General features: G+C 35.4%; 12 protein-coding genes and 2 tRNA genes. 3 read left to right on the top strand and 11 right to left on the bottom strand.

The genetic code is table 11. The annotated features are described in order from the left end of the window. Positions 1–29 precede the first annotated feature (29 nt). The 5 genes from N4270_RS12135 to porU form a co-directional block, all read right to left on the bottom strand. Positions 30–1,661 (bottom strand): pyruvate dehydrogenase complex dihydrolipoamide acetyltransferase, encoded by a 1,632-nt coding sequence (locus N4270_RS12135; protein WP_260097481.1) that lies wholly within the window; start codon positions 1,659–1,661, stop codon positions 30–32. Positions 1,662–1,664: 3 nt separating this feature from the next. Then, the gene (gene pdhA, locus N4270_RS12140; RefSeq protein WP_260097482.1) at positions 1,665–2,663 is read right to left on the bottom strand and encodes a pyruvate dehydrogenase (acetyl-transferring) E1 component subunit alpha; all 999 of its coding nucleotides are present in this window, start codon (positions 2,661–2,663) and stop codon (positions 1,665–1,667) included. A 155-nt stretch (positions 2,664–2,818) separates the two neighbouring features. Further along, the gene (gene cdd / locus N4270_RS12145) at positions 2,819–3,301 is read right to left on the bottom strand and encodes a cytidine deaminase (protein ID WP_260097483.1); all 483 of its coding nucleotides are present in this window, start codon (positions 3,299–3,301) and stop codon (positions 2,819–2,821) included. A 73-nt stretch (positions 3,302–3,374) separates the two neighbouring features. Beyond that, complete coding sequence (porV, locus tag N4270_RS12150) at positions 3,375–4,613, bottom strand: type IX secretion system outer membrane channel protein PorV (RefSeq protein WP_260097484.1); 1,239 nt, start codon at positions 4,611–4,613, stop codon at positions 3,375–3,377. 65 nt (positions 4,614–4,678) lie between these two features. Further along, positions 4,679–8,521 carry a type IX secretion system sortase PorU gene (gene porU, locus N4270_RS12155; protein WP_260097486.1) on the bottom strand — a complete coding sequence of 1,281 codons (3,843 nt, stop codon included), beginning with the start codon at positions 8,519–8,521 and terminating at the stop codon, positions 4,679–4,681. 251 nt (positions 8,522–8,772) lie between these two features. Here porU and gldJ point away from each other — a divergent pair, with 251 nt between their 5' ends. Together gldJ and murF are read left to right on the top strand one after the other, a co-directional pair. Continuing rightward, complete coding sequence (gldJ, locus tag N4270_RS12160; RefSeq protein ID WP_260097487.1) at positions 8,773–10,455, top strand: gliding motility lipoprotein GldJ; 1,683 nt, start codon at positions 8,773–8,775, stop codon at positions 10,453–10,455. A gap of 64 nt (positions 10,456–10,519) precedes the next feature. Next, positions 10,520–11,785, top strand: coding sequence for a UDP-N-acetylmuramoyl-tripeptide--D-alanyl-D-alanine ligase (murF, locus tag N4270_RS12165; RefSeq protein WP_260097488.1), 1,266 nt, complete (start codon positions 10,520–10,522; stop codon positions 11,783–11,785). A gap of 148 nt (positions 11,786–11,933) precedes the next feature. Here the strand turns inward: murF and N4270_RS12170 are convergent. Both N4270_RS12170 and N4270_RS12175 read right to left on the bottom strand, forming a co-directional pair. After that, a tRNA-Val gene (locus N4270_RS12170) sits at positions 11,934–12,008 on the bottom strand. A gap of 45 nt (positions 12,009–12,053) precedes the next feature. Continuing rightward, positions 12,054–12,128: transfer RNA gene (locus N4270_RS12175), tRNA-Val, on the bottom strand. Positions 12,129–12,355: 227 nt separating this feature from the next. On the opposite strand from N4270_RS12175, the gene N4270_RS12180 reads away from it, so the two are divergent. Then, complete coding sequence (locus tag N4270_RS12180; protein ID WP_260097489.1) at positions 12,356–13,966, top strand: hypothetical protein; 1,611 nt, start codon at positions 12,356–12,358, stop codon at positions 13,964–13,966. On the opposite strand, the gene N4270_RS12185 is transcribed toward N4270_RS12180, so the two are convergent. The 4 genes from N4270_RS12185 to N4270_RS12200 are packed head-to-tail and all read right to left on the bottom strand — an operon-like array spanning position 13,963 to position 18,863. Further along, positions 13,963–16,458, bottom strand: a complete 2,496-nt coding sequence (locus tag N4270_RS12185; RefSeq protein ID WP_260097490.1) for an Hsp70 family protein — start codon at positions 16,456–16,458, stop codon at positions 13,963–13,965. The two genes, N4270_RS12180 and N4270_RS12185, sit on opposite strands and share 4 nt — an antisense overlap. 6 nt (positions 16,459–16,464) lie before the next feature. Then, positions 16,465–16,758 carry a hypothetical protein gene (locus tag N4270_RS12190; protein WP_260097491.1) on the bottom strand — a complete coding sequence of 98 codons (294 nt, stop codon included), beginning with the start codon at positions 16,756–16,758 and terminating at the stop codon, positions 16,465–16,467. Between the two features lie 44 nt (positions 16,759–16,802). Continuing rightward, positions 16,803–18,020, bottom strand: a complete 1,218-nt coding sequence (locus N4270_RS12195; protein WP_260097492.1) for a folylpolyglutamate synthase/dihydrofolate synthase family protein — start codon at positions 18,018–18,020, stop codon at positions 16,803–16,805. Then, positions 18,021–18,863: an energy transducer TonB gene (locus tag N4270_RS12200; protein WP_260097493.1), complete on the bottom strand. Its 843-nt coding sequence runs from the start codon at positions 18,861–18,863 to the stop codon at positions 18,021–18,023. It lies immediately after the preceding gene. Positions 18,864–18,874: the final 11 nt, after the last annotated feature.

Below are 18,874 nucleotides of genomic sequence, written 5' to 3' on the forward strand. Positions count from 1 at the left end.
AGTTCAGAATAATAAGTTATTCATATAGATTAAACCAGCATCGTTACTGGGTTTTCAATATAGCCTTTTAAGGTTTGAAGAAATTGCGCTCCAGTGGCGCCATCTACTGTTCTATGATCACAAGCCATGGTAAGTTTCATGGTGTTTCCAGGAACAACTTGTCCGTTTTTAACAACCGGTTTAGACACAATAGCGCCTACCGATAAAATGGCAGAATTTGGCTGATTGATAATCGATGTAAAACTTTCGATACCAAACATTCCTAAATTAGAAATTGTGAATGTACTACCTTCCATCTCATCTAAAGTCAGTTTTTTATTTCTGGCTTTTCCAGCGTATTCTTTAACAGCCGCTCCAATTTGAGTTAAACTTTGCTCATTAGCAAAACGAACAACAGGAACAACCAAACCATCTGGCACCGCAACAGCGACACCAATATGAACGTGATTATTTAATCGCATTTTATCATCAAACCACTGTGAGTTTACTTGAGGATGGGCTTTTAATGCCAAAGCACAAGCTTTAACAATCATATCATTATATGAGATTTTTGTATCTGGAAGCGAATTGTATTGCGCTCTAAATGCCATTGCATTTTCCATATCAAACTCGACATTTAAATAATAATGCGGTGCCGTAAATTTAGATTTCGCTAAATTTTTAGCAATCGCCTTACGCATATTTGAGTTTGCAACCTCATCAAAATCTTCCTGACCCGTTGGTACAAATTTACCTACAGAAGCCGCCTGACTTGATGGTGTAAAGTTTTCGATATCACGTTTAACAATTCTTCCGTTTTCACCAGAACCGTTAACTTGAGCTAAATTGATGCCTTTTTCTTCGGCCATTTTTTTGGCTAAAGGTGACACAAAAACACGACCATTGGCTGTATTATTTGTTGTTGGTGTTGCAGCTGGCGTTTCCTTTTTAGCTTCCTGCTTTGGTACTTCAACTTTTTGTTCTTCTTGTTTAGGTGCTTCAGTTTTAGTTTCAGAAGAAGCCCCTTCAATTTTAAAGTTTTTAGCGACATCAGAAACATCGGTTCCAGCAGGACCAATAATCGCTAACAACGCATCTACTTTAGCAGATTCGCCTTCGTTTAATCCGATGTGTAATAAGGTTCCCGATTGGAATGATTCAAATTCCATCGTTGCTTTATCGGTTTCGATTTCTGCTAAAATATCGCCTTCTTCAACATCGTCGCCAACTTGTTTCAACCAAGAAGCTACAGTCCCTTCTTCCATAGTATCACTTAAACGTGGCATAGTGACTACAATAACACCTTCAGGGAGTTCTTGACTACCCGAAGATTGAGACGCAGATTCTTCATCATTTTCGGCTGATGTATCTTCCGATTTCTCTTCAGAAGCATCACTTTTTGCTTCAGAAGTCTTTCCGTTGATTAATCCTGAAATATCTTCACCTTCCTCTCCAATAATAGCTAAAAGTGTATCTACCTTAGCCGTTTCACCTTCTTGAATTCCTATGTGAAGTAAGGTTCCTTCGTTAAAAGATTCAAACTCCATGGTTGCTTTATCGGTTTCGATTTCAGCTAAAATATCACCTTCTTCTACTTTGTCTCCTACTTTCTTTAACCAAGTTGCGACAGTTCCTTCTTCCATGGTATCGCTCAAACGAGGCATATTAATCACTTCTGCCATAGCTTATATTTTGTGTTGAATAAATGGGTAATCTTCTTGCTCATAAACAGCGTCGTACATCACATTCTTATCTGGATAAGGTGACTCTTCAGCAAATTTCTCACATTCGGAAACTAAAGCTTTAACACGTTTGTCTATGATTTTTATATCTGCTTCGGAAGCATATTTCTTTTCTAGAATAATATCCTTAACCTGGGTAATTGGGTCTATCTTTTTGTACTCTTCAACTTCGTCTTTAGTTCGGTAATGTTGTGCATCAGACATAGAGTGACCACGATAACGGTAGGTTTTTAACTCCAAAAATGTTGGTCCTTCACCACGTCTACCTCTTTGGATAGCTTCGTCAAAAGCTTCAGCAACTTTAATAGGATTCATACCATCTACTGGCCCGCAAGGCATTTCATAGCCTAAACCTAATTTCCAAATATCGGTATGGTTTGCTGTACGCTCAACAGAAGTTCCCATGGCGTATCCGTTATTTTCACAAACAAAAACGACTGGTAATTTCCAAAGCATGGCTAAGTTAAATGTCTCATGAAGTGAACCTTGACGAGCAGCGCCATCACCAAAACAACAGAGTGTTACAGCATCACTTCCGTGGTATTTATCACCAAAGGCAATACCTGCACCTAAAGGAATTTGTCCACCTACAATCCCATGACCACCATAAAAACGGTGTTCTTTAGAAAAGATATGCATAGAACCACCCAAGCCTTGAGACGTTCCTGTAGCCTTACCATATAATTCTGCCATGACACGTTTTGGGTCAACACCCATACCAATAGGTTGAACGTGGTTTCTGTAAGCCGTAATCATTTTATCTTTGGTCAAATCCATAGCATGAAGTGCTCCTGCTAATACGGCTTCCTGACCATTATATAAATGAAGAAATCCTCTTACTTTTTGTTGAATGTATACTGCGGCAAGTTTATCTTCAAACTTTCTCCAGAACAACATATCCTCATACCATTTAAGGTAAACTTCTTTTGTGATTTTTTGCATTTAGTTTAATTATTTATGTCAAAAATAATACTCAAGGTTACAATACTTGAGGTTTTGTTATAAGATTCTAATCAAATTTAGAATAAGCTAATAACAAAAGTAACACTTTAGTTAATAAGGAAAAAACTGAAAAACGTAAATTTGTTACGAAAACGTTATAGAAAACTTCTATCGAATCCTAATGGCAACAAATTAGCAAGAGAATTGGATTTTACAATCTTGCCTGTTTCTCCCATAAAATAAATCTCTATTGGTGTGTCTTGCTTCACTTCATATTCGGCAATAGCTTGTCTACAGGCGCCACAAGGCGGAATTGGTGACGTTGTTGCTTGCATTTGTGAACCTGCTGTTAATGCCATAGTGACAATTTTAGCTTTAGGAAATTTGGCTCCAGCATAATAGATAGCTGTACGCTCTGCACATAAGCCAGATGGGTAAGACGCATTTTCTTGGTTATTACCAATCACGACTTCTCCATTATCTAACAAAATAGCAGCTCCTACCAAAAATTTAGAATAAGGAGCATAGGCATTAAGTCTGGCTTCGGACGCTTTTTTCATTAAGGAAACAATTCCTTCGGGAAGCTCTTCTAGAGTATCGTAAACCGTAAGTACCGATTCTATTTTTACGTCTTTCATTAGATAGGTATTTAGACAAAAAAACTATTGCTTTTAAGAAACAATAGTTTTTTTATTTGAATTATGTTTAGGTCTAATATTCGTCATATTCTCCATCGCCAAAATTAAATGTTAGAGAAAAACGAAGCGTATTTTCTAACGGACTTTGAACTTTTGATGCTGAAAACAAGTAAGACAAGTCAATATTAATGGTTGTATATTTAAATCCAGCGCCTAGAGCAAAAAACTTTCTGGCTCCTTTTTCATCACTTTCATTAAAATAACCTGCTCTAAAAGCAAATGATTCTTGGTAAAGGTACTCCGCACCTAAAGCCCAAGTAAATTCTTTCAATTCTTCGCTAAACCCTCCAGGAGCATCTCCAAATGATTGGAAAACACCTGATAGGAAACTCACATCATTCGATTGACCACCTGTTATAATTGTCGGCTCACCTTCATCGACATCAGGTGTACTTGCGTCATCTACTGTTTGTTCTCCATCACCATTGGTATCAACAAAACCAAATAAAGGCGGTGTTGGTACTAAGAGTTTACTTACTTCGGCCGTAACGGCTAATTTATTGTAATCATCGAAAATAAAATCAAAACCACCACCTATACGTAAATTTGTAGGCAAGAAGTTTTCTCTTCCACCATCATCATATTTAATTTTCGGACCTAAATTTTGAATGGCGAATCCGAAACGTGTTCGTCCGTTAAAACTATTGTAAGCTTCTTCTTCACTTTGGTAAAAACCAGAAATATCTACCCCAAATGATCCTGCAGCACTCGCATTAGCATCAACGGCTTGGATTCTTAAATCTGAACGTAAATAACGTAAGGAAACAGACATAGCAAACTGATCTGCTAAACGTAACGAATAAGAAGCATCAACAGTAAACTCGTTAGGTTTTTCGATTAAAGGCTCAGAAAACTCATCTGGACGAATTTCAATCTCTCCAAGACCGAAATATTTAAAACTAAAACCAAAAGCACTTCTTTCATCTATTCTATTAAAATAGGTCAAATAAGCAATTGATATATCATTAACTAATTTACTCAGGTAAGGTGTATAACTTACTGCAATTCCAGATTTTGCTTCAGAGAATGTATACTTAGCAGCATTCCATTGTTGTGCATAAGCATCAACTGAGGTCGCAACTCCCATGTCTCCCATTCCAGCAGATCTAGCATCAGGTGCGATAAGCATAAATGGTACACCAGTCGTAATTACTGTAGATTGATTAGGAAATGTTATTGTTTGTCCTTCTTCTTGAGCATATGTATTATGAATTGCAACAAGGCAAAATAGGGCTAAAATGTAATTTTTCATATGTGAATTTAAGTTCATATTAAGGTATTGCTACTAATAATATATGTAGCAAATATAATTTATTATTATAGTATGACAAGTTTTTCGATTTTTTCAACTTGTTTATTTAAACGGTTAGATCTCACTTTTAGTTTATAAATATAGACACCTTTGCCAATTTTATCACCAAAATCATCTCTACCATCCCATACAATATCTTTAGAAATTGAGCTTGTGACCTTACTCCCACCATTGGTTTGGCCATTTAAAGTTCTCACCAATTTACCAGACACTGTAAATATCTGTACTGAAACGTCTAAAACATCAGAACTATTGTGATTAAACCAAAATTCTGTGTAATCTATAAAAGGATTAGGGTAATTTAATACATTAGTTATCACGAGTTCGTCGTCTTTATCTTTTACAATAAATTCAATCTCAGCCGTTGATGAATTGTTGTACACGTCCCATGCTTTTAATGTTAAGGTATGTAATCCCGGTTCTAAATCTCTAAATGGATAACTTAAGGTTCCGTTTTGATAATCATCAACATTAGCCTGATAATAATCATTCAATATAAATGGATTCGTTTCATCTCCATCAATTATGGCTGTGATATCGTGACCAATTCCGCTAGCGGTATTGATACCATTATCATCATAAAGTTTGGCCAGTAAGGTTGGTTGTTCATTAGTAATGCCTCCTGAAACAAAATTCTCGTCATTCATAAAAAGTTGAATCACCGGACCTACGTTGTCTTCTTCAGCATTTTCATTAATCCCTCCAACCTGGATATCAAAACTATAACCCGATTTATCATCCAGGATATTATCTTGTTTAGCATAAAAACTCACTTTTCCTGGACCTACTGGAATTCCTATATCTCTCGGCACCACGAAATCAAATTCAAAGATTCCATCTGTAACGGTTGCTTGTCCTTTAAAAATGGTTTCCCCAAGTGTTTTAAAGTCGAGCTTTATGAGCTGCCCATCTTCCATAATACCATTGTTCCCTATCGTTTGTCTATTAATTTCCTTATCAAAAACTGTTGCAGTAACCACACCATTATAATTAGACAAGAAATTTCCAGAGGTATCGTAGACTTCCCCAGACATTTTTACGCGGTCAAGCGCTTTTAAAGGTTCAGACTGATTATTGATATCGATATCATTGATTTTAGTTAATCTAATTTCAGGTCTAGCAAATGCAAGTTTCATGGCTGGATCACCAATAAAAAACACTAATGGCTTTTGCGGATTACCAGAAAGTGCTGGATCATTTTTAGTTAGCCTTAAGGCTTCAGCCATACTTGGATATTCACTGGATCCGTAACTAAACAAATACCCTTCAAGCACTTCATTATACCCAACACCAGAAGTCACAAAAATTTGCCTCGTTGTAGTAATTAAACCAATAGCGCCCCCCTCTTTATTCCAATAGGTAAACTCTCCAGAAGTAAGCCTTTGCGGGTTATCAAACTTTGTAAATTCACAGGTTACTGTTACAAAAAGGTTGAATTTACACACATTTCTAATGTCTTGTGCGTCAACTTTAGTAAAAATACGTTCTGAAGCTAATCCATCTTCACCACCATGCCCAAAATAATTAACCACCAAAGCTCCAACTTCCATGGCATCTTTTAAACTTTGATTGACCGCTGGATAACGTTCACCACTAGCCGTTGATTCTTGCTGATATGAATCGGTATGAATTTTAACGACATTCATAAAAGGTTTTTCTCCTGTGACCTCATTACCAATAGCATCCGTTGTATTTTGAAGTATTTTCTCCCATTGCACATCAACATCGTCTGAAACAACAATAAAATTATTCCTCCAGCTACCAAAAGCTTCTTCAGCATAATAGCCTTCAACTTTATCGACCATTTCTTTAGCACGTTGAGGCGTATCTACTAACATTCTCCCTACAGCTATATCTAAGCGCTCCTGACCAGCGAGTAAACCTTCGTTTTCATCCATCAAACCATAAAAATCATCAGAAATGAATGAGGATGTTAAACTAAAACTCTGATTCGAATTCCAGATAGGAATAATATTCGTATTATTTGAAATACGATCTTTATAATCGTAAGATGCGTCTCCAAACAGACATAAATATTTTAATCGTTTGCTTGGTGTACTTGCGTTGTGATACACATAGCTCACCATATTTCTAATGGCCGCAATATCTGGGTTACCTGAACTAAATTCGGTATAAATATCTTCAAGCAGGACCACTTTTACATTGAGGAAATACTTTTCTCTATTAATTTGTGCAAGTCGCTCAGCTTGTGACAAATAACTTCGTCGAGCCACAATGATATAATCTATATCCTGAAACTCGCCTTGTGTATTTAAAAAAATAGTTCCTTTTATATTTTGATTACTAACACTTGTATTGGCATCTCTTGAAGGTTCAAAATAATCCAAGTTGGTTACGGTAAGGTAGGTTTTCTCGGTACCTGCAACATCTTTAAAGGTAAAGGCTTCGCTGGCATCTGTATTAATAATAGCCTTGACATTATATTTATCTGAAATATCCCAAACTTCTTGAACATTGGCGGCATTACTTAATGTGTATTGAGCAATACCTGGAGTTAGTGAAACTTCATTATTCTTAAACCTGATTTGTGACCCTTCAAAAGTTAAAGCTCTTGTGGCTTCAATAGATATAAAATCTAAATAGCCCAATGCAGACGGATTACCATTATTATTATAGATAAGATCTACTGAGACCTCATCTCCTGTTAAATCGACAGTATTATTGTAGGTATTTGCAAAGGCTAAAATTGGATCCTCTACGGGATTAAAATTTAAGGTACTTATGAGGTTACCATTTACTAACACTTGCATGTTGGTTGATACTGATTCACTAACTGCTGCTGCAAGTACTCTAACTCTAGCAGGCTCTGTTGTGACCATGTTTGGGAAATCAAAGCTGAAACTTTTTTCATTTTCAATATCAAAACGTTCCCCTAACCAACGCCGACCTATTTTAGCTATATTATTTTCATCTACTTCATGAAATTGATAATCCTGAAACGTATTTATTTCCATAGAAACATCGCCTTCAGGTTGTACTAATGGTTGTATACGCTTCCCTGTTGAACCTTCGGTATTTATAAAGTAATAGGATTTGTCTGAATACAAATTAATATTAGTATCACTATCTTGATCATATTCTGTTGGGCCTTCAGCATAAAACAATATATAATCATTATCATTAAACACACCATCTTCTTCACCAACAAATCTAATAGCGTTTTCTGTTAGGTCTATTGGGTAAAACTCATCATTAGGCTTAGGCAGCATGGCGCCTCCATTTCCATAAAGTTTAATGGTTCTTGGGTCTACATTAGTATTTACACCAATTGAATTTAAAAATCCTTTACTCAACCTAAAAACTCCAGATTTTTCAACATAAAACTTTCGCCAAGTCCCATTGCTTAAAACAGAATTTGTTATCTCTTGAGCATCTTGACTATTTCTATTTAAACTACCGTATTGATAATTAACGGTAAATGCTGTTATCTTTTTATAAACCCCTCGATCATTAATTATAGGAGTAATTTCTATATAGGCTGAAACATTTGAACGTTCAATCGCATTTTTTAAAATGACTTTTGGAGTTGTAGGTATCGTTGCTAAGGGTAAATCTTTTAATTCAGACCTACTAATAGTAGTATAAGACACTTGAGATAAACTCACTGTATTTTCATTAATAGGAGCCGTTTCACTCCATTGAGAAAAGAAAGTCAAGCCTTTTTCATAAGAAAAGCCAAAATGTGCTTTATCAAAACCAGGTACTTGAATATTAGAAGTCGCAGTGTCTAAAGTTATATCGCCATCCCAATTAATGCTAAATTGTTTCTGTTGGGAGAAACCATATAAAGAAATTATAGATAAAAATAATAGTAAGTATTTTTTCATAGTGAAATAACGCCTTAAAGGGCGTGATATTATTTAGTCTCAATTTTTTATTCAAAATTACAACAATAATTGATTTATTCGTTCGTTATTAAAGACAAAATACATCGATAAAATGACTAAAAGTCCGTTATTGTGTATAAAAAAGAGGATGAAATGCAACTTTTTTTGCAGGATTTTCCCAAAAAATGTTGTTAGTTTACCTTTAATTACTATATTGCGTCTCTAAAATTAAACTAGCTTACTTAAAAAGTATGGATATGAAAAACGTCTTAAATCTAAGGATATTATTAGCCCTAGTGGTATCTTTAACAATTGTTAGCTGTAGCAGAAACTCGTCTTCAAAGAACACTTCTAGAGCAACAGGATGGAAAATCAACGATAAAAATGGTGGCTTTCAATATAATGACAAGTTCCAAGAACAAGAAACTGGACCTGGTTTAGTTTTTATTGAAGGGGGAACTTTCACTATGGGAAAAGTTCAGGATGATGTGATGCACGATTGGAATAACTCTCCAAATCAGCAGCATATTCAGTCCTTTTATATGGATGAAAGTGAGGTAACAAATAAAATGTATACCGAATATCTAGATTGGATCAAGAGAACCTATCCGCCAGAAGAAGAAAATTACAGATTAATATACGAAGGTGCACTTCCAGATACTTTAGTTTGGAGAAACCGTTTAGGTTATGCCGAAATGATGACAGAAAATTATTTACGTCATCCTGGTTATGGTGAATATCCAGTAGTAGGTGTCAGTTGGATTCAAGCTGTTGAGTTCGCAAATTGGAGAACCGACAGAGTTGCAGAAATGGATTTACAAAATGCAGGATATCTAGAAAGAGACTCGCATTTAATGTCTGCTGCAGACAGTAACTTTAATGTAGACACTTATATCAACGCACCAACACAAACTTATGGAGGAAATGATTCTATAATCAATCCGGAAAAATCAAGACGTAGAGTACAAACAACTGCTTCTGGTGATACCATCAATGTATATGCTAGAAGAGAATCTGGTATTATTTCTCCAGATTACAGACTTCCAACTGAAGCAGAATGGGAATACGCTGCACTTGGTTTAAGCGAATTAAGAAGCTACAACGTTTATAGAGGTCGTAAAAAATATCCTTGGGATGGTCAATACACACGTTCTGGAAGTAGAAAAACCAGAGGTGATCAGTTAGCTAACTTCAAACAAGGTAAAGGTGATTATGGTGGTATCGCAGGATGGTCTGATGATGGTGCCGATATTACAGCCGAAGTTATGTCATACGAACCAAACGATTATGGATTATACGATATGGCTGGAAATGTTGCTGAATGGGTAGCTGATGTTTACAGACCTATAGTTGATGATGAATTTAATGATTTCAACTACTATAGAGGTAATGTCTATACTAAAAACGCCATTAACGAAGACGGAACAGTTAAAATTGTTGCACCAGATGAAATCGTATTTGATACCTTAAGTAATGGTCAAATTGTTGCTAGAAACTTACCTGGTGAAATCTTACAAGTAGGTGTTGATGAAAATGAAACTTACTTAAGAACGAACTTCGATAAGAGTGACAACAGAAACTATAGAGATGGAGATGTTAGATCATCACGTCAATATGCTGATAGCTTTGATGAGGATGACTCTGGTCAAGATGAAAACATGACTCGTAAAATGTATAATTCTCCTAAACATAATGTTGAAAGAGATTCTACAGGTGCTTTGATTAAAGAATACGATACTTCAAACCAAAGAACATCGCTTATTAATGATGAAGTAAGAGTTTATAAAGGTGGATCATGGAGAGATAGAGCGTATTGGTTAGATCCTGCACAACGTAGATACTTCCCACAAGATATGGCGACAGATTATATCGGATTTAGATGTGCAATGTCTAGAGTTGGTTCTAAGTCACAAGGAAGCAAAAAGAGAAACTAAAATTTTTCAAATAAATTTAAAGTCCTAGTCAATTTGATTAGGACTTTTTTTTTACATTTAGTTTATGACACTAGACAACATTTACAAACACTTTTTAAGCTGTGATGCCGTTTGTACCGACACAAGAAAAATCACTAAAAACTGTATCTTTTTTGCGCTCAAAGGCGCTAACTTTAACGGCAACACCTTTGCAAAACAAGCCTTAGAAGCTGGAGCCGCTTATGTTATTATTGATGAAAAGGAGTACAAACTTAGTAGCCAGTTCATTTTAGTTGATGATGTTTTAAGCACACTTCAAAGCTTAGCTTCCTTGCATCGTAAAACCCTTAATATACCTATTATTGCACTCACAGGAAGCAACGGCAAAACCACTACCAAAGAACTCATTAATGCTGTACTTTCAAAAACCTATAATACCTCTGCTACAAAAGGAAATTTCAATAATCACATTGGAGTGCCACTTACCTTATTAGAAATGACAAAGGCTACCGAAATAGGTATTGTAGAAATGGGTGCCAATCATCAAAAGGAAATTGAAAGTCTTTCGCAAATTGCACTTCCAGATTATGGTTTGATTACGAACTTCGGAAAGGCACATCTTGAAGGTTTTGGCAGCATTGAAGGGGTTATTAAAGGCAAATCAGAATTGTATGACTTTTTAAAAGCAAATCAAAAAACTATTTTTATTAATCAAAATGATGACACCCAAATAAAGCAAGCTGGCACTTACAAAAACAGTGTGCTTTTTGGCTCGCAAACCCAGCTTTTAAATGCGCAACCTTATATCTCTATAGCCTACAAAAACAATACTATTAAAACACATCTTACGGGGACCTACAACTACAATAATGTAGCCGTAGCAATTGCTATTGGAGAACATTTTAATGTACCCACTCAGGCGATTATAGAAGCTATTGAAAACTATATCCCTAATAATAACCGCTCGCAAATTGTTGAAAAAAATGGGCATCAAATAATTTTAGATGCCTACAATGCTAATCCAACAAGCATGCATGCAGCATTGTCAAATTTTAATCAACTCATCAACCAGAATAAGATGGTTATTCTTGGGGATATGTTTGAACTTGGAAGCGAAGCTGGTATTGAACATCAACATATCGCCGACTTCGTGCAGACCTTATCTCTTGAAGATGCTATTTTAGTTGGTGAGAATTTTTACAATACAAAAACCAAACATGATGGAATTTCTTATTTTAAATCTTTTGAAGATTTAAAACATAATTTTAAACAATTAAAGTTAGATCATCATTTAATTTTAATCAAAGGCTCAAGAGGAATGGCTTTAGAACGTGTATTGGAATTGTTGTAGGCAAGTATACTGATCTTCCTCTCTGGATTAACTCCGTTGAACCAGAGATATCAACTCCTACAAATACAAGCCAAGGTGCTGTCGCATCTTCTGGTTTTTTGAAAACAAAAATCCTGATTTGCAAAACAAATCAGGATTGTGCTTGATGTGGGTCATACTGGATTCGAACCAGTGACTTCTACCCTGTCAAGGTAACACTCTAAACCAACTGAGTTAATGACCCGCTACTTTTAAACCAAAAAAAAGTCCACATTGCTGTGGACTTTTGTGGGCGCGAAGGGATTCGAACCCCTGACCCCTTGGGTGTAAACCAAGTGCTCTGAACCAACTGAGCTACGCGCCCGATTTTTTTTTTTCAGGATTCGGAAAACCTGATGTTGATTATTTAAAAAACCAACTGGACAAATGCCCTAAATATTGGACTGCAAATATAGTCTAGATTTTTAATTACCAAAAGGTTTTTTCAAAAAAAATTAAATAAATTTTTAAAGTCATTAAGCATCAAAAAATTAAGCTTAATTATAGTGTTCTAATTAATTTTAATATTTTTAGGTTTCCTAAAATCACACTTTGAAATACATCTCATTTATTGATCAGTTAAATATTGATATAGACCAGCTAGCTCATATCAATTCTGACGGTATCATCAAACTCCAAAAACAGCTTAAAGCCAAGGCAATGCTAGGTGATGCCAATAATTTAGGTGAAGTCGCCAATTTAATTGAAAAACTCAAAGATGAAAATACCAGACAATGCCATGTCTTTGTTGAAAAACACAAATGGTTAAAGCAGCTTATTTCTGGTGATTACGAAGACATAAAACAAGGTGAAGTTGAAGTTAACGAGTCGGATATCTCAAATCTGGATCATCTCAAATATTTTCTATCGCCTTTTTTAAAGGAAAACTTAAAAGTTTTTTTATCTGAAACTTTAAACAAAGGTAAATATGTACTGCTACTAAAAGTGCTAACCCATAACTATTTGTTTTCTGAAGAAATCAATCAGCTCATCATTAATTTCTTTAAAGCCCGATTAAATTACGCTATAGTATACCTTAATGAAGGGCGTCAAAAAGACAAAGAATATCCTGTTGGCTTTATCACTAATAAAGTTTTCATCAACTGTTTGAATGTCTATCCTGATTGCTTTAATGAGGAAATTCAAGAACTCAATTCTGAAGTTATTGATATTTACAATGCCAAGCGTAGAAATGTAGACAATCAAGAGTTTAAATTTATGGCAAAAGCCATGGTGGCATTTGCTGTTTTAGACACCTCAAATGTATTTTTAAAGCAGATGTTAGAATCTAATGCTGATATTGCAAGACAATACACAAGACCTTCTCGATCTAGCAGAAAAACAGGCTCTGGCTTTGGCGGCTGGAGTGTATTTGTGGTTATAATGATTTTTATCCGAATTATCTTTTGGATTGGAAAAAGTTCTAACAGCAGCCCTGATTACGACTATATCAGATCTGGAGACTTCTCCATTGAATATAATGATGATATGAGAAAAATCGTTGATAGTATTAGAGCAGCTCAAAATCCAAACGATATTTTTGAAGTTGAAGAAACGTCTACAAATAGTCAGTTTGACAGATACAAACTTGAAGACCACATCAAATTTATTTATACACTAAAACGGAAAGTTGAGCGTAAAGACAGTGAAGATGGTTATGTGAAACCTTTGTATGCATTTTCTAATCCGTATCCCACAACCTTTAACGAAATTCCGAACACAACAAACATTAATGACAATAACTATTTGAATATTAGCAACAGAAGTGAACAGGATTTAATCGTTTTCAGGTTAAAACAAGGGATTGATCAATCGATTTATATTCCGAAAAATGAAAAACTATCGGTTGAAGTTGTTGCAAATGATTCGCTGGTATTTTACACAGGTCGTGACTTTGTTGCTACAGACTTTTCGCATTTTAAAACCCATACCGACTTAACCAATATGTTTCGTATTAACAGTTTTGATCCCACAAAGGAAAAGCAAATCACTATTTATCCATTTGAAAATAAAATCACAAAAGTTAATAGCAGTTCGTCTAATAAAGTGATTATCGATACAACTAGAAAAGAAAGAGTTGTTGCTAAAAATATACAGATTTTGAGTATAGATATTAACGATTTATATACCGATTACTACAAAAAACATTATGCCAGGAATTAGCCCAAACCGGTTCGGCTGTTATCCTTGAATTTCTTTTGTTTTTCTTTCTCATAATCTGGCAATAATGCAGATAATCCATAGACAATATGACGTAAAGATGTGTAATCTTTCTTTTCTAAGGCATCATCACCTTGCTTGAGTAATTTTTCGGCTTTACGCTGATTAGAAAACTCGGTCACAAACTTCATATGTAAAAAGTAGGAAATAAAGTTTTCGTCACTCGATTGTATTATCGAATCATACAACTCATCAAGCTCTTTAATTTTGGAACGAATCAAATACTTATTTCCAGAATTAATAACTTCCTTTTCATTATTAATGATGCGTTTATATTTATCCTGAAAACGCTCATTTTCTTCCTTATTTAAATGATATTCCAGACTACTTTTAGTATCGTTATACTCTTCAATTTCTTGAGCTATTAACTTGTTTCGAGTTAAATCATCAAAATCCTGAATGAGCTTTCGCTTTTTATCATCCAGCTGAAACTTAGCATCAGACACGTCGTCTTCAGTAATAAGTGAGGCTGCTATTTGTGTTTCAATCAAACCAACACGTATCGTTTCCAGCTGATGCGAATACTCAAAATTTTCTTCAGAATTTGTATCACGTATCAAGGCTTCAACATCACCTAATATGGTATTTATTTCCATATTGATTTTGTTGATGCTAATCGAACGTTCTGATTCGCTAAATACATTCTCAAATTCTTGATCACAACTTTGTAAAAAGACATTAATTTTTAAATCTCTCGACTCTGTGACTTCAATTTCGATTTCGATATCTGTTCCTTTAATCAGGTCTTCTTCCAGTTCATTCCCAGAAATTTCAATATAACCAATACTCAATCCAGAACTCGGCAACCCCTTAGATTTACCTTCTATAATATTGATAATTAAATTAGAATCGGATTGTCGCAGTATGGTTTTTGAAGCGGTTTTATAAATCTTCTTTTTTAACGGAAGAATACTGCCTTTAGCAAACACTTTTTCCAGTCGTGTAGCAGAAGCATCCAAATCGTCAACCTCCATACAAATATCATTAGGAAGTGGCTGTCCTTGAACATTATAACTTCCTTGATTGATTGCAACCGTATCAATAACTTTTAAAACATCTAATGCTGCACTTAACAGCTGAATTTTAAACTGATTCAAACGACCTTCCAGCAAAGGCACAAACTCTGAAAACGTAGCTTCTGTTAACTGTTTAACACCAGAATCGTAGCCGCCATCTTTTCGCATGATTCTAAAACTATGCACTTCACTAGCATTGACTTTACCTGTAATCAATTCCTCTAAATCTCTGGTGTTTTGTTCATAAAACAACTTAAAACCTATAGCATCAGCTTCGGTAAGTTCTTCTTCTTTTTTGACCACTTCGGAAACCGTTGCTGGCTTAGAACCTGCGTAGTAAGCTGCTCCATGAACGACTGCAGATGTTGGGTCTATAGTCGAATTAACTTCTACGCCAATCGCGTCAGCAATTCGTCTTTTAATTAATGGGACATAAGTACTTCCTCCAATTAAAATAACACGTTCAATTTGCGAATTTAGCAACTGATTATTTTTAATCACATCTTGAATAAAAGTGATGGTTTGTTCTACTTTTGGAGAAATCAAGGCTTCAAATTCGTCACGTTTTACGAGTAATTGCTCATAAAAATTTTCGCCATTGATATCAATATCTAATTCAATTTCGGTTTCATCATAATGTGACAACTCCTTTTTGGCTTCTTCAGCAATTTTAAGCAACTCAAAATACAAGCCTTTAAAGCTACTGGTTTTAGACTTAAGGTCTTTCCATAGATTGGTTAATCCCAGCTTTTCTTCAATAAAAGGAACGATTAATTTTTCAACAATCAGGTTGTCAAAATCGGCACCACCTAAATAATTATCACCTAGATTATCGGTCACCTTTAATTCTCTGTCATTAACTTCAACCAAAGCAACGTCAAAGGTACCACCACCAAAATCATATACAATCCAATTTTGCTTATCTGTCACGTCAAGCTTAGACGAATTTGCAAATGCTAAACAAGCAGCAATCGGTTCTTGTAATAATACCACTTCTTTAAAACCAGCCATATAACCCGCTTTTTTAGTCGCATTTGATTGTATGGTATCAAAAGATGCAGGTATTGTAATCACTACAGAATTAAGAGTATCTTCATCATTAACAAAGTTTTTAAGCTCTTTCAATATTAAGGATGACAGTTCTATTGATGACATTTCTTTAGCTATGGAAGGCACAAAATAAGTGTCTTGAGTTCCCATTTTCCGCTTAAAAAGCATGCAAATATTTTCGGCATCTTTTTCTAAATAATCAAGTGCTTTATCGCCTATTACAGTTCTATTTCCGCGGAAAGCGATACAAGAAGGCAAGGTTTGTTTTAGTCCTAACGGGTTATTATAAATCTTTATATTTCCGTCGTCATATTTGGCAATGAGACTATTGGTTGTCCCTAAATCTATAGCAAAGTTGATGGTTTTCATTTGAGGCTATTCTACAATTACAATTCCTTTTTGAAGGAGTTTAGTTTCATTATTTTCAATTTGATAAATCACAGGTTTTAAAACTTTAGTGATTTTTGATTTCCGGCTTAAGTCGCCTACTACATTAGCTTCAACATCGGTCATTTCATTTCGATAAGCTTGACCAATCGGATTGACAATTTGAAAGCCCATAGTTTCAAACTCATGATAGATACGATCCAAATATCGGTTGGCACTTGCATTATTATCTTTTTTCATCTTTAAATCCAGGGCAAAAACCTGATTGATAATCTCTGTCATTGTAATCATTTAAATTGAAGAATAAATATACGAATATTTACAAGCTATACGATTTCAGCGACTACAAATGTGCTGCCTCCAACATAAATTAAGTCATTTACTGAAGCATTTGTTTTTGCAGTACTTAGGGCTTGACTAACCGACTCATAAGCCTGACCTTGAAAACCTTCACTAAGGAACTGGGATTTGAGAATTTCGGCATCCAATCCTCTTGGCACATTGGGTTTACAAAAATAATAGATGGCTTCTTTTGGTAATAGAGGAAGAATTGAATGTATATCTTTATCATTAACAACACCAAAAACCAAGTGAAGTTCATTATAGATTTCTTTTGCTAATTGGCGCATAATGTATGTAAGTCCTTCTTTATTATGAGCGGTATCACAAATAATTTTGGGTGCTTCCTGTAGCACTTGCCAACGGCCTTGTAATCCCGTGTGTTTAACAACATGTTGCAATCCGTCCTGCAAGTTAGCTTCGGAAATCTGGAATGTGCTTCCGTTAAGAAGTTTTAAAGCTTGAACTGCTGTTTTTATATTATGCTTTTGATAATCCCCTTTTAAATCGCTGGTATATGCTGACTTTACACATTGGTCGGCAAAGTAAATAGCGGCATGGTTTACTCTGGTAATGCTTTTAAAGACCTCTTGGGTTTCGTCTTGAGTTTCTCCAATAACTACTGGTACATTTGGTTTTATGATGCCCGCTTTTTCCTTAGCAATGGCTTCATAGGTATTTCCTAAAAACTGTGTATGATCAAAGCCAATATTAGATATTACTGAAACTTCTGGAGTAATGATGTTAGTAGAGTCTAATCGACCACCTAGGCCTACTTCAACAACAGCGATATCAACCTTTTGTTTTGCAAAATAGTCAAATGCCATACCAACTGTCATTTCAAAAAAAGATAAGTGTTGTTGTTCTAAAAAAGTGCGGTTTCGCTTTACAAAACCAATAACAAACTGTTTACTAACGCAGTTGCCATTAATTTTGATACGCTCTCTAAAATCTTTTAAATGCGGCGATGTATAAAGCCCGACTTTATAACCAGCCGTTTGTAAAACCGAAGCAATCATATGACTGGTAGACCCTTTACCATTAGTGCCTGCCACATGAATACTTTTAAATTTTTGTTCAGGGTTTTTGAGATGCTTGGCTAAAAGAATGGTATTAGAAAGATCCTTTTTAAAAGCCGTTTTACCTTGATTTTGATACATAGGTAACTGCTTAAACATCCAGTTGACTGTATCGAGGTAGTTCATTTAATTTCCTAAGCTAAAGTCTATTTTCACCCAACCAATCTGTGTCGTTGGCGCATTAGAATCGGCTGGCCATTTGTGCGTAAGTGCTGTTTTTCTTGCTGCTTCATATAAACACGAACCTCCAGTAGTTCCTCTTTTTCCAGGAATAGCTTTAACAACGTTTCCAGAACGATTAACATGAATTTCAACAACAACTCGACCTTCTTCTTGGCAATCAGGAAGTACTTTAGAATAGGTTGCAGTCCCTCTTCCGTTAAGGCCATAGCCTTTTCCGCCACCACCATTTCCTGGTCCGAAATAACTTGGCGCATAAGGATCTCCATCTAATTGTCCTTTATCACCAGGACCATCACCTGGACCTTCACCACCTGTTTCGGTACCTTCAGAATTTTTAACACCTCCAATAAGTGCATCTAATTTGTCTTTAGCTTCTTGCTCTGCTTTAGCTTTTGCTGCAGCTTCTGCTTTTTTGATAGCTTCTTGTCGTTCTGCTTCAGCCTTTGCTTTAGCTTCTGCTTCCTTCGCTTTTTTTATAGCAATTGATTCAGGTGATTCATTCGTAATAACATCTTCAGCTTTATTAGTTGCTTTAGAAGTTTCGGTAGGTTGTGCTTTAGTCTCTTCTTTCACTACTTCTTCCGTAGGCTGCGACTTTATAGGTTTTGTAGGCTGAATATTTCCGGTTCCTACAGGAGAATTCCCAAAATTAACAGCAACACCATATTCTTCAGGAGGATCCAAATAAGGCGGACCCACGACAAATAGCAGCAGGATTAAGATAGCCACAATTAATGCAGTGATCTTTGCTGAATTTCGTTCGTGTTTGGTCTCTAAATATTTCATCGTTATGCTTG

This window comes from Psychroserpens sp. SPM9 (assembly GCF_025153525.1).
Classification (GTDB): Bacteria; Bacteroidota; Bacteroidia; order Flavobacteriales; family Flavobacteriaceae; genus Psychroserpens.

Bases quoted from the DNA above. Each gene is read 5' to 3' on its own strand.
- N4270_RS12200 (WP_260097493.1), bottom strand. From the start codon at position 18,863: ATGAAATATTTAGAGACCAAACACGAACGAAATTCAGCAAAGATCACT.
- pdhA (WP_260097482.1), bottom strand. From the start codon at position 2,663: ATGCAAAAAATCACAAAAGAAGTTTACCTTAAATGGTATGAGGATATG.
- N4270_RS12135 (WP_260097481.1), bottom strand. From the start codon at position 1,661: ATGGCAGAAGTGATTAATATGCCTCGTTTGAGCGATACCATGGAAGAA.
- N4270_RS12190 (WP_260097491.1), bottom strand. From the start codon at position 16,758: ATGACAGAGATTATCAATCAGGTTTTTGCCCTGGATTTAAAGATGAAA.
- N4270_RS12195 (WP_260097492.1), bottom strand. From the start codon at position 18,020: ATGAACTACCTCGATACAGTCAACTGGATGTTTAAGCAGTTACCTATG.
- cdd (WP_260097483.1), bottom strand. From the start codon at position 3,301: ATGAAAGACGTAAAAATAGAATCGGTACTTACGGTTTACGATACTCTA.
- murF (WP_260097488.1), top strand. From the start codon at position 10,520: ATGACACTAGACAACATTTACAAACACTTTTTAAGCTGTGATGCCGTT.
- N4270_RS12185 (WP_260097490.1), bottom strand. From the start codon at position 16,458: ATGAAAACCATCAACTTTGCTATAGATTTAGGGACAACCAATAGTCTC.
- gldJ (WP_260097487.1), top strand. From the start codon at position 8,773: ATGGATATGAAAAACGTCTTAAATCTAAGGATATTATTAGCCCTAGTG.
- porU (WP_260097486.1), bottom strand. From the start codon at position 8,521: ATGAAAAAATACTTACTATTATTTTTATCTATAATTTCTTTATATGGT.
- porV (WP_260097484.1), bottom strand. From the start codon at position 4,613: ATGAAAAATTACATTTTAGCCCTATTTTGCCTTGTTGCAATTCATAAT.